Source organism: uncultured Chitinophaga sp., from assembly GCF_902168175.1.
Classification (GTDB): Bacteria; Bacteroidota; Bacteroidia; order Chitinophagales; family Chitinophagaceae; genus Chitinophaga.
Genome location: NZ_CABHOU010000046.1, coordinates 40,036 through 55,146, shown reverse-complemented (window position 1 = coordinate 55,146; position 15,111 = coordinate 40,036). Strand labels below are relative to the sequence as shown.

Sequence of the window (15,111 nt, the reverse complement as noted above, 5' to 3'; positions counted from 1 at the left end):
GATGGTTTTTTGTAACCTGATGTTATACTAACCGTTGTGCGATCAGTTGCAGGAACTCCTCTTTCTTTTTAGGTGAGATGGCAATAAGTGACTCATCTTCCATCACCGCGTAACCTCCATCGGTTTTCACCATCTTCTTTACCTTTTTTAAGTTGATGATATGAGAGTTATGTACCCTGAAGAAGCCATGCCCGTTCAGCATTAACTCATATTCCTTCAGATTTTTGCTCACCATGATCTTCGGACCGTCTTTCATAAAAAACACCGTATAAGGGCCATTGGCTTCGAGCCGGATGATATTGGACAATTGCACGAACTCAATACCGTCCGAGGTGGCCAGGCTGATGGAGAAGTCTTCGCCGGTAGGGCGGCTGAGGTTGCGTATCAGTAGTGATATCTTATTGTTCTCGTCTTTCTGCCGAAGGCTTTCTACAGCTCTTTCTACCGCCAGTTGCAGTTCTTCGAGATTGATAGGCTTTAACAGGTAATCGATGGCGCTAAAGCGGATGGCTTTAATGGCGTAGTGGTCGTAAGCGGTGGTGAATATCACCCGGAAGCTGGGCTGTTTTATGCGCAACAGCACATCGAAACCGGTGCCCGACTGCATTTCTATATCCATAAATACGATGTCGGGCTGGTGCTGGTTGATGAAGCTGACGGCATCTTCCACGTTAGCGGCGGTACCGGCTACTTCTATCTGGGGGCAAAACTCTTCTGCCAGGTTCTTCAGGAAGTCGCGGCTCAGGGCTTCGTCTTCTACTATGAGTGCTTTATATTTCATTGTTTTTGAGGCTTTGGCAATTTACTAATTTAGGTTGATGGAATGTAGCGGTGCCCCTAATTTCCGGCAATCTTTGGCCTAACCCGGGTTTTACTTAACGGATGGGGCATTTGACTTAACGGATAAGGCCCCGGGTTTTTGTTTAATCCTGCAGTATCCTTTACTTTTAACACCGTGGTAAACAAGCTGTTTTATACCTTCTTTTTCTTACTGTTTTACGGGCTGCAGTGCCTGGCGCAGGGTTATGCCTTCCGGCACCTGGATACCCGTAATGGTTTGCTGAGCGACTTACGCCTGGTGCTGGCCGAAGACCGGCAGGGCCGTATCTGGATGGCCAGTGCCGAAGGTATCAACGTATTTGACGGTTACCAGTTGAACAGTTATAGCAGCGCCGGTGCATCCGGACTGTTGTCCGACAACGTCCTCTACATTCATTGCGACCCTGCCGGTACCATGTGGGCGGTAACCCCGTTCGGCATCCAGTACTGGAAACAGTGCGACAGCCGCTTCCGTACGTTGGAAAACCACAATATCCGCACGAATGGCAATATCTTCCTGGACCATACACCTGATAGTTCATTACTCGTGCTGTCGTCCGACGGCCTTTACCTGGTAGATAAAGCCCGTCATACCCTGCCCTTAAATGGCCTGAAGCCCGTATTTGCGCAGCATGGCATTCCTTATTCCCTCGAACATTTTAGTGGTAGTCAGTGGTTAATAGGCTTCCGGCATAAGTTGCTGCTGGTGGATATTAAAGGACAGCAACTTGTTAAAACATTTAATTACCGCTACAACTGGTGCGCCGCTAAGGTGAATGACAGCACTGTACTGGCGGGCAGCTTTGGGCACGATACCCTGGCGTTGATCAACACCAGGTCGGGGCAGGTGAGTGCGCTGGACTGGAAAGATGAATCGGGCAAACGGATTATTGGTTACGCTGGTTCTATAGATATGATGGCAGATGGTCGCCTGGCCGTAGCCACCCGCTACCAGGGCGTGTACCTGCTTGATATCAATAAACAAACCGCTACACACCTGGTACACGACCCTTCCGATCCCACGTCTATTGCCAGCAGCAACTGCAGGCGGGCGTTCCTGAGCAGTAATGGTACACTGTTCGTCTGCTCGCGTGGTGTATCGTATGCTTCGCTTAACCCACCATTGTTCAAAACCCAGCGCTGGCTGGTAAACGCGAAAGGGGAGAAGTACGATGCCGGTGTTAATGCGTTTGCGCAGGGCGGCGACAGCAGTATGTGGCTGGCCACCAATAACTTTCTGGCTTACTGGGATAAGCGTACCGGCCTCAGTAAATGGTACCCGTATCTTATCAATGGAAATTATAAAACAGTACGTACGGTAGTCACCGATAAAAAAGGCCGCGCCTGGGTGGGCAGCTTTGGAGGTGGTATTGGCATGTTGCAAAAGGATGGAAGTTTTAAACAAACATTACGTAACGCCGCAGACTCGCTGCACACCTTGCCCAGCTCGGATATCCACGCCATGGTAACTGACCCGCAACGCAATTTTCTTATCTGTACCAACTTCGGCTTTGCCTGGTTCAACCCACTTACGGGCGCCATGCGTAACTTCCGTGAGCATGTGGCGTTATCGTCTATCGCCTTTACCCATACTTTCTATGCTATGGCCACGAAGCACGACTGGTGGCTTTGCCAGGACGACGGGCTGTATCGTTTCCGCTTAAGCGACAGCACCTTGCACAAGGTGATCGCAAACGACCGTATGCAGGCCATTTGCAGCGATAGTGCCGGCAATATGTATGCGGGTGGGGAGAAAGGTTTTTATATCCTTCGGGATGATGCTTATAAATTACTAGGAAAGGATGATGGTCTGCCCAGCGATAACGTAATGGCGTTAAGTGCCGATGCGGCCGGTGATATATGGATTGCAGGCAACGTAGGTCTTTCGCGTTATGCAAAAGGGGAACTCACCAGCTTCGATGCACGCGATGGATTGCTGCAGAGTAATCACATGCTCTGTAACTTCTACCTAAGCAGTAATGGCGAAATGTTTACCGGCAGTGCCGATGGTTTTAATCACTTTAACCCGCAACAGCTTACCGCCACTATTGCACCTTTGCCGGTGTATGTAACGGCGCTGGAGTTGCAGGATACCGTGCTGGGCTTCCCCGGCGGAGGGCTGGTGGAATTACCCTATTATCAGAACAAACTCAATTTCTCTTTCCTGGCTACCGACTTCCGGCTGGCGGCTTATATACAGTACCGCTACCGGTTACAGGGGTTTGACAGCAATTATGTATATGCCGGCACGCAACGTTCGGCACGTTATACCAACCTGGCGCCCGGATCGTATACCTTTCAGGTAGAGGCTTCGGCCGATGGCAAACACTGGACGGCGGCTAAAACGCCTGTCCATATCATGATCACCCGCGCTTACTGGAATAACTGGTGGTTCCGCGCACTGGTTGCTTTACTGTTGCTGGGGGCAGGGTATGCGGCGTATCGCATCCGTATAGGGCAAATACGGAGAGCGGCTAAAATGCGGAGTAACTATGAAATAAGGCTGAGTGAACTTGAGAACAGTGCCCTGCGTGCGCAAATGAACCCGCACTTCATCTTTAATTCGCTCAATACTATTAATGCTTTCGTAAACAGTAACGACCGGGCCCGGTCTAATGAATACATCAGTAAGTTCTCCAAACTCATCCGCCTTATCCTTGACCATTCCAGGCAAAAGCGTATTTCATTAAAAGATGAACTGGAGGTGATGCAGTTGTACCTGCAACTCGAGCAAATCCGTTTCGCCCAACGCTTCGATGTGCAGGTACATGTTACCGGGCTGGATGCAGATAATACAGAAGTGCCGCCGCTGATCATACAACCCTTCGTGGAAAACGCTATTCTGCACGGCCTGTTGCCCCGCGAGCACCGTGGGTTGTTAACCGTAGCAGTTGAACGCCTCGACGACTGCCTGCAATGTACCATCACCGATAACGGCATTGGCCGTAAAGCCGCAGGCTCACTAAAGGGGCGCAATGGTTACAATCACCGCTCACACGGTATGGAAATCACCCTGAAAAGAATTGCGCTGTTCAACAAGGAGTACGGCCTTGAAAAGGAAATCCGGATCATTGACCTGACCGATGCGGATGGAAATGCAACAGGCACCCGTTTCGAGGTGCCCTTAGCATATGTAGAAGCTTTCTAAAGTTGTTGTGATAATTGTGTTATCTCTTTTAAACCCGCCTGGCAGCAGGTATTTACAGCATCAAAACGTTTACGCGCCGGTGCGCCCACCACACCTGCATACGCTTTCTTTTCCAGTTGCAGTAAAGCATCCCCGATATGCCGTTGCCAGCCGAAAAAGGCAATAGACGAGCGCATGGAGTGAGCGAGTTTATAAACTGCGGGCGCGTTGTTCTCCTGTATCGCCGTATCCAGCTGTTGAAGGTCCTGCGGTAGTTGCTGCATAAAGGTCTGCATCATCTTTTTCATCAGCCTGGTATTGGAATGTGTTTGCTGGTGCAGGAAAGTAAGATCGGTGATCGTAGAAGTGCAGTTGCGGTCGATCACTGCGAGTAAGTCGTGTTCGCGGAAAGGTTTAGAAAGGTAGTCGTTCATGCCAGCCTTCAGGCAGCGTGCTTTTTCGCCACTTAAGGCATGCGCGGTAATGGCGACTACAGGCGTTTGTAAACCCAGTTCTGTGCGTATCTTTTCCGTTGTTACATAACCATCCATCTGTGGTATCTGCAAATCCATCAGTATAAGATCGAAGGTGTGTTTCTTCAGGATGCCCAGTGCCTTGAAGCCATTACCTGCTACGCGTACTTTGAAGCCATTACTGGCCAGTAGTACTTTGGTCATCTGCTGGTTCAGCAGGTTATCTTCCACCACCAGTATACGACGGTTATTACCTTTGGCGGCGCAGGGCGTTTCGGTAACCTTTTGTGTTTTAATCACTGCTTTTCGCAGCGGCAAACGGATGTTGAATATAGAGCCTTTCCCTACAGTGCTTTTAAGGCTGATGTCGCCGCCCTGCAACGCCACCAGTTGCCGTGTAATGGCAAGTCCCAGTCCCGTGCCGCCATACTGCCTCGTAATAGCAGATTCGGCCTGGGTGAACCGTTCAAATACCAATTGCTGTTTTTCGGGAGGAATGCCGATACCCGTATCGGCTATACGGATGTTTACGATCGCTTCTTTATCAGTTTGAGAGATGAGTTTGCAGCGGACGCTGATACCGCCTTTCTCCGTAAACTTAATGGCGTTGCCGATAAGATTGGTGAGTACCTGTGTAAGTCTTAACGCGTCGGCCAGTACAGGGAAATTAAGTGCAGGATCGTTATGGCAGCGAAGGCCCAGGTGTTTATCCCGGGCCTTGCTGGCCAACATGGTTTGTACAGAATGTAACAGTGCAGGTATATCAGTGGGGTCTTCGGTTAGTGATATCTTTTGCGCGTCCAGCTGCGAGAGGTCCAGTATATCGTTGATGATCGATAACAGGTTGCTGCCGGAGGTATGGATAGCGTCGAGGTATTGTTGTTGGGTGTAATGGAGTTTCGTTTTCTTCAGCAGGTCGGTGTAGCCGAGGATGGCACCCAGTGGTGTACGTAGTTCGTGGCTCATATTGGCCAGGAAGTCCGACTTTGCTTTGGAAGAGTCTTCCGCCAGTTGCCTTGCTTTCTGCAATTCTTCTTCCGCCTTTTTACGTTGGAAAAAGGCGGGTATATCAGATGTGGCATGCCTGCTGGCGGGCTGTTTTTTATGTTGTTGCCGGTACTGTTCCACATGCGCTTCCAGCCGGTGCGGAGGGGCCATGATGAAGGTGCAGGTTTTATCCCCCGTAGCCGTACAACTTACTTCCACGGCCGTTAGCGCAATCCCGAAACTTTCCTGGCACCAGCCGGAGGAGTAACCGGCATTCATGATACAAACAGGCGAATGGGAGGTAACGCCGCTTCGCTTCCAGGCGTCGGCCTCGAAAGAGTAGGGGTGGTTATAGATCAGGTAGAAATCATCGTTCGCCACGGGATTACTTTCCGGCAGTATATCCACAAAAGCCCAGCCAGTATACGCGAAATGCACGGGGCCGGCCGATAGTCGTGCTATTGGGTCTGTGAGTTGCATTTTAGTATGGAACTGGCGCGCGTCGTTCATGCCAATGGCGTGTGCAATATCAAACAGGAAGTTGCGGCCAATGCTCCATGCTTCTGTGGCTTCCCTGTCCGCATATAACTGCAGCACACTGTCGAGGAAGTCTTTCGAAAGCGCAGAGGCCCGTATCAGCACATATCTTTCGTTACTGATCTCGATCGTTCCTTTGCCGGGGTCCATTTTGATATTGGAGAAGTAGGCGCGGGCGGTGGCTTCTGCCTGGCTGAACAAAGGGGCCATGCTGGAAGGCACTTTTACTGTGGTTTCGGCAGGTGCCAGCGTGGCTTTTCCACGTAGCAGTGCATTCTCTGCCTCCAGTTCCTGTATGCGCCGGCGGAGGTCTTTATCATGCATAGGCTTCTACGGGTTTAGGCTGAGGTTGACGGGTATGGATGGCAGCACCTTTTAACAACTGCTGATAGTCTTTTGGATTAATGGGTTTGAAGAACTCCAGCGGCGACCAGCGATTGAGCTGAGCCGGTAAACCCATGTCCTGCATAAGCTGGTCGAGGTGCATAAAGTTGAATGGGGCCACGCAGGTGCCGCTGAACTCGGCCGATACAGGCCTGGTTTGCCTGCGCCAGCTGGTCATGTAGTTGATGTCGCGCAGCATATTATCATGCGAGGGTAAACGTAGTGTACCGTTTACGTGTGCTACCAGCCAGTTGGCCGCTATCTCTGAGGTAAGAGTGGTGAATAAGCTGGAGTTGTATCCCACAAAACCCAAACCTGGTAAGCCCGGGTGCATGATGTTGCGGAACAGGCGGTAAGCGCCGTCGTTGCCCACGATCAGCCGCCTGTGTTCTTCGGATAAAAAGGGCAGACTTTGCCGGAAACCGGTGCCGAAAACAATAACGTCCGGTGTAATCGTTTGCCCGTTCTGTAAACGCACTTCTTTACCATTGATGTTGCTGATTTCTGTTTGTTGTGCTTTGATGGCGCCGCTGTGTACCATCTCATAAAAACCGGCTGGCGCTACACCCAAACTGCAACTGATCTGATCTTCGATGCGGTGTTTAGGCACCATGCCACAGGCTTTGAGTTTAAACTGGCTTTTCAGCAGCATCTCCAAACCTCTCCATTGCGCCCATACCATTGGTTTACCTACACTGTGCAGGAAACGCTGGAAAGGCGTTTTATAAGGAGAGTTGAAAAATGCCTCGGAAAAACGGGAGAACAGCAGGAAACGCATGTTTATCTTATTACCGAAATAGGTGGGCACTTTCCATTGTGCTTTGCGGTATAGCAGCGTACAATCTTTCCCGGTTTTAGCCGCGAGCGTGGCGATATCGGTGGCCGATTTGGCGAAGCCGACTACGGCAACAGATTTGTTCTCAAGTATGCTGGTATCGGAGATCTGGCTGGAATGAAATACCTGTCCGCCGCTATTCCTGAACGATGAGAGCCCCGGAACATCGGGTATGTGCGCTTTGTGAAAGGTGCCGGTACAAATGGCCACGAACGCAAAGGTGAAACTTTCTTCCCTTCCACTGGGTAGGTACCGGCTTTCCAATTGCCAGTCATGCCCGTTATAATCGAGGCTCAGTACCTCGGTACGGAAACGGATATGTGGTAATACGGAAAAGTGAGTGGCGTAGGCCTGTAAATAAGCCTGTACCTGCTCGCCAGAGGGCCATAGGGGATAATCCTGCGGCATGGGAAAGTCGGAGTAGGCGTACTCGTCGCGGGTAGTTTGCGTGGTAACGCCGTGGTACGAGCGGCTCTTTTCCCATACGCCGCCGATGGCAACTGCTTTTTCGAAAACGGTAACGCGGTAACCCTGGCTTAAAAAGGCTTTCGCTGTGGCCAGGCCGCTGATGCCTGCGCCGATAATGCCGATGTGTTGCATGATTTGGGGGATTTGTAAGACGAAGTTAACCGGCGTCTTCATCCCCCGGGGAGTGGCTTAACGGATAGGGCGTTTGGCTTAACGAATGGCGTTACTCATCCATTCCGCCTAAATCTTTATCCCCCGTTTTGCTGCTTTTAGCCACCATGTCATTGATCTGTGCTATCTCGTCTTTCGTAAAGTGACGCCAGTGGCCCGGAGCTAAGTCTTTGACGCTCATACCCATGATGCGCGTCCTTTTCAGGGATTCTACCTTATAACCCAGCGCCTCACACATACGACGAATCTGGCGGTTAAGGCCCTGGGTTAAGATGATGCGGAAGCGGTTGGGCCCTTCCTGTTGTACGAAACAGGGTTTGGTGTATTCGCCCAGGATACGCACGCCGCTGCGCATTTGTTTAAGAAAGTCGATGTTGATGGGTTTGTCGACGCTCACCATGTATTCCTTTTCATGGCCGTTGCCCGCACGGAGTATCTTGTTAACGATATCGCCGTCATTGGTCAGGAAGATGAGCCCTTCGCTCAGCTTATCAAGCCGGCCTATAGGGAACACCCTGGATTTATAGTTGACGTAGTCGATGATGTTCGTTTTGTCTTTGAGGTCGGTGGTGCAGGTAATGCCTTTGGGTTTATTGAGGGCAATGTACACCGGGGCCTTTTTCTTCTTCAGCGGTTCGCCGTCTACCTCCACCACGTCGCCATCTTCCACGCGGTTACCCTTGGAAGCAATATTGTCATTGATGGTCACGCGGCCCTGTTCAATGTACTTATCGGCCTCTCTTCGGCTGCAAAAACCGGTTTCTGCGATATATTTATTGATACTTTTGTCCATATAACTGGCTACAAATCTAGTTAAAATTGTGAAGTTGAGTTTTAGGCAATGTTTTTGCTTTAAGAGGGGGATAATAAACTATTATCCCTGTCGGTTGTTTTATTTATCACCGCAATCATTAAGTATGAAGATATACACCCTTGTCCTGTTCCAGCTTTTAGTAGCACTCACCGCGTTTGGGCAAAATACCTGGCCCAAAGACATTAAACTTAATAATGGCGGCCGAATTACTGTTTACCAGCCCCAGCCCGAAGCGCTGAATGGCAACCGTCTTTCGGGTCGTGCGGCAGTATCTGTAAAGAAAACATCCTCCGGTGAACCGCTTTTCGGCGCTATCTGGTTCGATGCGATGCTCGATACTGATAAAGACTCGCGCATGGCGGTACTCGAAAGCCTGTCTATTACCAACGCCCGCTTTGCCGACAGTACCGGCGATTCCGACATCGCCTCGCTGCGTTCCCTGATAGAGCGGGAGGTGCCGAAATGGAAGATGGAAATATCGCTCGACCAACTGCTTACCACCCTTCAACAGGAAGCCAGCAACGACGCCGGCCTTAACAACGAACCTCCCGAGATCATTTACCGCAACCAGCCTACTACGCTGGTACTCATTGATGGCGAGCCTAAGGTGGCCATGGACGATGATCTGAAAATGGAAAGGGTGATGAACTCGCCCTTCTTCATTGTGAAAGAGCCTAAAGGACAACGGCAGTATTACCTGTACGCAGGCTCTTTCTGGTATACCGCCAATACGCCAACAGGGCCTTACGCGCATACGAACAAAATACCGTCTTCTCTGACGCAGATAGACAAAAAGATACGGGAGAACGATGAGGATACAGACAAGCCCGCTAAGCCTACCGCTATTGTAGTGAGCACCAAACCGGCAGAGCTGCTGCAGACGGAGGGCGCCGCCACCTATAGGACCGTGCAGGGCACCAATTTGCTATATGCAGATAATACGCTCGACGAAATCTTTAAAGACATCAATTCTCAAAAGACATACACGCTGCTCTCCGGCCGCTGGTTTGCTGCTCCTAACCTGAACGGCCCCTGGCAGTATGTGCCAAGCGACAAACTGCCGGCCGACTTCGCACGCATTCCTGCTGGTTCTGAAAAGGACGGTGTGCTGGCTAACGTAGCCGGTACTTCCGAAGCCGAAGACGCCCGCCTGGACGCGCAACTGCCGCAAACCGCGAAAATCGACCGCAGAACTGCCACCTGCGAAGTAACGTACGACGGTGAGCCGCAGTTTTCACCAATCGCCAACACCAGTTTGCAGGTAGCAGAAAATAGTAGCATTACGGTGATGAGGACTTCGCAGGGCAGCTACTACGCAGTAGACAATGGCATCTGGTTCATCAGTAACAGCCCGCATGGCCCCTGGGCTGTAGCCAACGAAAGGCCAACCGACGTTGAACGTATTCCTCCGCAAAGCCAGGCTTACAACACCCGGTACGTGTATGTGTACGATCATACGCCCGATTATGTGTACATGGGTTATACACCGGGCTACCTCGGCAGCTATATTTATGGCCCTACGGTGGTGTATGGCACCGGCTGGTACTATCGCCCATGGTACGGACGTTATTATTACCCCCGCCCTGTAACCTGGGGTTTCGGCTTCAGTTATAATCCGTGGACGGGCTGGAATATGGGTTTTGGCTGGAGTTACAACTTTGGCTGGTACCACGCCGGTTTCGGCAGGCCATGGTATGGTGGCTGGTTCGGCGGCCCGCCTATGTGGCGTCCTCCTTACCGCCCATGGGGTTGGAATGGCGGTTATTATGGCCACAGGCCGGGTTACATAGGCCGCCCGAATGTTGGCTGGAACAGACCTTCCAGGCCAGTTAGAACGGGCAGGGATTATGACCGTGGTTACCGCAACAATATTTACAACCGTGTACCGGGTGTACGCGATACGAGAGATGTATCGAGAGGCCCGGCAAGTACCAGGCCTACACGCCCGGTAAATAACGGTCGACCCGGTGATAACGTTCGCCCGGGGAATGGAACAAGACCTTTGCCTGGCGATAACGTTCGTCCCGGCAATGGTTCAAGGCCAACGCCCGGTGATAACAACGACAGGACCCGCCCCGGTAATAATACCCGTCCACTGCCCGGCAATAACACACGGCCTATTCCCGGCACTGAACCTGGAACAAGGCCTGGTAACAACACGAGGCCTGTACCTGGTACCGATCAGGGTACAAGACCAGGTAACAATACAAGGCCGTTACCGGGCAACAACACGCGCCCGTCTACGGATGCGCCAAGGCCCACATCAAGACCCAATAATTACAGTAATAACGTACTCACCGATCCGGATGGGAACGTGTATCAGCGTAATAGCCGTGGCAACTGGGACCAGCGCAGTAACCAGCAATGGACGCCTGCACAGCCAACCCGGCAGCCTGATTTAAACAGGCAGCAGAACTCCAGGGAAAGAGGGGCTACCCGTGATGGTAATTTCAGGCAGTCGGCACCGCAACCCGCGCAACGGCAGCAGGCACCAGCACAGCGACAGGCAGCTCCGCAGCGGCAAGCTGCACCACAACGTCAGGCCGCACCACAGCGTCAGTCGGCACCGGCGCCTCAACGCCAGTCGGCCCCGCAACGGCAGGGAAGAGGAAACTAGTTTTTACTGGCAATCAGTATAAGGTCGGTCGTCATTTGCCCGGGTTTGCCGGGATAGGTTTTACGACTGGTGCCTATCATTTCAAAACCATTAGATTCTAACGCTGCCACCAGGTAATCTGCCTGGTGGTAGTGTATGAATAGCTGGTTGCCCGCAGGGGTGGTTTCTATACCAGACTTTTCATAATCATCTTCCATCGTGCTCAGGTAAATTACTCCACCCGACCCCAGCAAACTGGCAGCGTCTTTAATGAACTGCACCGCTTCTTCTTTAGAAAAATAAGGTAACCCGAACCCGCACATGATGCCGTCGAACTGACGGCTTAACTGGCCTATGTCGCGCCCGTCCATCAACTCGAAACCAGCAGTGGGGTTGTTTGTTCTGGCCAGTGCCAGCATATTCAGCGCAAGGTCTACGCCCAGTATCTTAAAATCAGGGCGTTGTTGCAGCAGGTAGTGCGTGATGTTGCCTGGTCCGCAGGCTACATCGAGTACGGAGGCGTTGGGCTGCGTGATGAGATCGCAGAACAGGTTAAAGGTATCGTGGTATAAGCTCAGGTCCATAAATTTGTCCTGGTATTCTTTGGCGTGTTTGTCAAATACTTTGACGGCTAGTTCCGTTTTATTCATGGGAGGGGTTTGTGCAAAGGTAACACAAACGCGAACTCCTTACAAAGCCTGAAAAAACGGCTCCTTTCTGCGTATAAACAGGGACATCTGGTAACTCATGGGCATATAGCAGGTTTGCACTATAACGCCTGCTTCGTTCGCATAGTACATGATAAGCATAAATTTAAAGCCCGTCCGGAGAGTGGACGGGCTTCGTTTGTTATATGGGTTTAAGGAAAAGTAATTCTTTCTTCGTGGCTGTTCCGGCAAAGTTGCCCGCCCCCGAAATGATATCGGTGGCCTGTAAGCCCCAGTCGTTCAGCATGCTGTTATTAGGGAACAGGTTGTAAACCCGGAACTGGTTGGCAGTATCCAATCCCATAATGCCAATGCCCCAGGGACTCCGGATCACGAACTCCGCCCGGCCATCACCGTTTAAGTCGCCTGCAGGCTGTAAACGGTTGTTGTTATTGGTATCTACCACCCAGCCATCTACACGGGTGCCATGAGCCACGAATGCACGGCGGGTGAGCGCGCTTCCACTGATGCCCAGTACATGTAATCCTAAGTTGTTCATCACGACTATTTGTTTCGCGGGGCCGGCCAGTACATTATCTGCTATCACAAACCTGTCGGCGTTGTTCACCACATAACCACCCAGGTTAGTGCCGTTGGCATGTATGGCGATGTGGGTAAGCGTACCGCCTACCAGTTTGAGTATACCAATACCCCAGGCGCTGGTCACGAGTATTTCATCGCGGCCGTCACCATCGAAATCAGCGATTTGCTGGATGGCATTTACGTTACTGTCGTACAGCCAGCCGCCGAACCGTGTGCCGTTGGGTGCGAGGAATACGGTGTTTTGTGTTTCGAGGTTAATGATGCCAATGCCCCATGGACTAACAAGCACAACGTCTTTGCGGCCATCACTGTCGAAGTTGCCGTGCCCGGCGTAACGGTTATCGGCGGTGTTTAACAACCAGCCACCGAAGCGGGTGCCGTTGGCGGCTAAACGTGTATGTGTTAATGTACCTCCGCCAAAAGCCAGTGTGGCAATACCCCAACTGCTCCATACCAGTATTTCTGCGGCCGTACCGCCGGTGAAGTTCTGTACAGCTTTGATGCTGTCGCGGCCGGGATTGATCGTAGCGTCGTAACGCCAGCCACCGAACCAGGTGTCGCGCGGAGCGCCCATCAGTGCGCGGAAGTGTGTGCCGTCGTATTTAAGAATGCCAATGCCCCAGTCGCTGTTCACTATAAATTCGTCGATACCGTCACCGTCTACATCGCCAATGCCACGCACATAGTTAAGTGCGCCATCAAAGTTCCAGCCGTCTATCCAGGCTTTGTTAGGGTGTACAGCTACGGAACCTAATGCGGGGTTCATACCCAGGATGCCTATGCCGTTAGTGTTACGCAGGCGAAGTGTCCAGTCGCCGAGTATACTCCAGAAGTAAGGTCTTTTACGCTGGATGTTGTACGTGCCCAGTCCCGCTTCATTTGCCTGTGCATTAAAGTAACTTCTCCAGCAGGAGCCGAAGTTGGTGCGTGCCGATAACCGGTAACCTTCACCGAAGCCCCAGGGCGCATCGTTAAAGCCTTTTGCGCGGCTCATGAGCGCTACGCAGTTGGTGAAGAACAGGAAACCTTCTGCGTTGTTCCAGCGGCCGTAACGGGGATTACTGTAGGTATCAGACTGCGCTTCGTCGATGCTGTTAACGTTACAGCCGCCGTGTACGACTAGGCTGGCACCAGCATCACGCAAACTGTTGTGGTGCCATAACGCGCGATGTAAGGTTAGTTCTGCATGGCGAGGATCAGCGCGGAAGCTGGGCGTGTATCGTCCCCCGGCATATTCCCAGGCTAATGGTGCGCCGCCCACTTCGGTGGTGAGAGCAGCGGTAGTCGTTTCGGGCCGGAACTCTGAAATGCGGGCGTTGGAATGCGCCATGATATACTTGAATACGGCTGGTGTTTTCAGGAACTGTACGTATTGCTGCAGGTTGGCATTATGCACTTTCACCGACGGACGGAAGTCGGTAGCCGCGGCGTTTAGCAGCGGTTCGTAATAGTCTGGGTGAAAGTCGGTGGTGCCGGTAATGAAACCCGTACGGAACGCGAGTAACGAGAATGCGCCGGTGCGGAAACGGTGGTTACGTAACAGGTAATCGTTCAGCACCCTGCGTTCGAAGTCGATGGAGCGTTCGGTCATCAGGTTATCTTCCTGCGAACCGGAGAACAACTGCGTGGCACTGTTTACTACCTGCGGATTGCCGGAGGCATTAAGAAACGTTTCGCCGCCACTGCCTCTTAAAGCCGGATTGGGATTAACCGCTACGTGGAACGCGTTAATCCGCGATACGGCAATGTCGGGGCGGGCAATGATGTTAGGCATCGAACGGTCGCTGATATCTACTTCACTATTACTCTCGGCCTGGTTAATACGGAGGCGCAGGAGCGGAGTAGGGGTACTGCGGTTTTCGAGAATGGTGAACCGTGCATCACTCATGAAAAACGCATCGCGGAACGTAGGACTGGTGCCGACGGTGAAACTGGTGGAGGAGAAGGTGGTGGTACGGACAGACTCGCCATCGAACCAGCCCGCCGCGATCGTGGCAGCATCGGGGATGGCGGTTATCTGTTGTTCGGAGAAGTCGCCCTGGCGGTAAACGCTTTCCCAATTGCCTGTAAGGTCGGCCAGTACAATTTCGGCACGCTCGCTGATCATTTCAGAGCCGATCCATAATTGTTGCGGGGCAGCGAAGCCAGGCGTCCAGGAAACACGGCGCACGAGCGTAGCTTCCGGGAAGTTACCAATGAGGATGGCCCCTTCGAAGTTCGCGAAGGCGGCTTTAACATCGCGGAAAAAGCGGCGCATGGCCAGCAGTACACGGCCATCTTTTTGAACCGTGCCACGGTATACATCGGCGGAAATGAATTTTGTAAACAGCCCCTCCGCCCTTAAATCGCCCTTCAAATGCCGCAGGCTCTGTAAAAACTGGTTGCGCATCCCCGCATCGCCGGTAGCTACCAGCAATCGCGGTTCTACCAGTACCAGCGCAAGGCGCGAGCCGGCTATGGGTTCTTCATAACCCGTTTCGAAAGATAAATAAGTGAGGGAATTGATTTCAGGTAAACCGTCGCCAGTCATAGCAAAACCGGTAAACCTGCTCATGATGGGGCTCAGGAGATCAGGCATGTGAATGAGTTTTTGGGGAGTGATCAGTTTTCTATTCTACTAAAGTAATGAATTCTAAGCAATTATCCACCT

Annotated in this window: 8 protein-coding genes; 2 read left to right on the top strand and 6 right to left on the bottom strand. The window is 51.9% G+C overall.

Going from position 1 to position 15,111, the window contains the following annotated elements:
* Positions 1 to 22 precede the first annotated feature (22 nt).
* Positions 23 to 781, bottom strand: coding sequence for a LytTR family DNA-binding domain-containing protein (locus QZT80_RS09690; protein ID WP_295121152.1), 759 nt, complete (start codon positions 779 to 781; stop codon positions 23 to 25).
* A gap of 138 nt (positions 782 to 919) precedes the next feature.
* Between QZT80_RS09690 and QZT80_RS09685 the strand changes: the two genes are divergently transcribed.
* Positions 920 to 3,967: a sensor histidine kinase gene (locus QZT80_RS09685; protein ID WP_295121150.1), complete on the top strand. Its 3,048-nt coding sequence runs from the start codon at positions 920 to 922 to the stop codon at positions 3,965 to 3,967.
* On the opposite strand, the gene QZT80_RS09680 is transcribed toward QZT80_RS09685, so the two are convergent.
* The 3 genes from QZT80_RS09680 to rluF all read right to left on the bottom strand — a co-directional run bounded on the left by QZT80_RS09680 (position 3,964) and on the right by rluF (position 8,594).
* Positions 3,964 to 6,267 (bottom strand): ATP-binding protein, encoded by a 2,304-nt coding sequence (locus QZT80_RS09680; protein WP_295121148.1) that lies wholly within the window; start codon positions 6,265 to 6,267, stop codon positions 3,964 to 3,966. The genes QZT80_RS09685 and QZT80_RS09680 overlap by 4 nt on opposite strands.
* Positions 6,260 to 7,762 (bottom strand): NAD(P)-binding domain-containing protein, encoded by a 1,503-nt coding sequence (locus QZT80_RS09675; RefSeq protein WP_295121146.1) that lies wholly within the window; start codon positions 7,760 to 7,762, stop codon positions 6,260 to 6,262. The genes QZT80_RS09680 and QZT80_RS09675 overlap by 8 nt, the downstream gene beginning before the upstream one ends.
* Positions 7,763 to 7,853: 91 nt before the next feature.
* Positions 7,854 to 8,594, bottom strand: coding sequence for a 23S rRNA pseudouridine(2604) synthase RluF (gene rluF, locus QZT80_RS09670; protein WP_295121144.1), 741 nt, complete (start codon positions 8,592 to 8,594; stop codon positions 7,854 to 7,856).
* Between the two features lie 124 nt (positions 8,595 to 8,718).
* Between rluF and QZT80_RS09665 the strand changes: the two genes are divergently transcribed.
* Positions 8,719 to 11,232, top strand: a complete 2,514-nt coding sequence (locus tag QZT80_RS09665) for a hypothetical protein (protein ID WP_295121142.1) — start codon at positions 8,719 to 8,721, stop codon at positions 11,230 to 11,232.
* Here QZT80_RS09665 and QZT80_RS09660 read toward each other — a convergent pair.
* Positions 11,229 to 11,861 carry a class I SAM-dependent methyltransferase gene (locus QZT80_RS09660; RefSeq protein ID WP_295121139.1) on the bottom strand — a complete coding sequence of 211 codons (633 nt, stop codon included), beginning with the start codon at positions 11,859 to 11,861 and terminating at the stop codon, positions 11,229 to 11,231. The genes QZT80_RS09665 and QZT80_RS09660 overlap by 4 nt on opposite strands.
* Positions 11,862 to 12,060: 199 nt before the next feature.
* A complete protein-coding gene (locus tag QZT80_RS09655) occupies positions 12,061 to 15,039 on the bottom strand; it encodes a VCBS repeat-containing protein (RefSeq protein ID WP_295121136.1) in 2,979 nt (992 codons plus the stop codon).
* Positions 15,040 to 15,111: the final 72 nt, after the last annotated feature.

Excerpts from the sequence above, each read along its gene's own strand:
- QZT80_RS09690 (WP_295121152.1), bottom strand. The coding sequence starts at position 781 with ATGAAATATAAAGCACTCATAGTAGAAGACGAAGCCCTGAGCCGCGAC.
- QZT80_RS09655 (WP_295121136.1), bottom strand. The coding sequence starts at position 15,039 with ATGCCTGATCTCCTGAGCCCCATCATGAGCAGGTTTACCGGTTTTGCT.
- QZT80_RS09675 (WP_295121146.1), bottom strand. The coding sequence starts at position 7,762 with ATGCAACACATCGGCATTATCGGCGCAGGCATCAGCGGCCTGGCCACA.
- QZT80_RS09665 (WP_295121142.1), top strand. The coding sequence starts at position 8,719 with ATGAAGATATACACCCTTGTCCTGTTCCAGCTTTTAGTAGCACTCACC.
- QZT80_RS09660 (WP_295121139.1), bottom strand. The coding sequence starts at position 11,861 with ATGAATAAAACGGAACTAGCCGTCAAAGTATTTGACAAACACGCCAAA.
- QZT80_RS09680 (WP_295121148.1), bottom strand. The coding sequence starts at position 6,267 with ATGCATGATAAAGACCTCCGCCGGCGCATACAGGAACTGGAGGCAGAG.
- rluF (WP_295121144.1), bottom strand. The coding sequence starts at position 8,594 with ATGGACAAAAGTATCAATAAATATATCGCAGAAACCGGTTTTTGCAGC.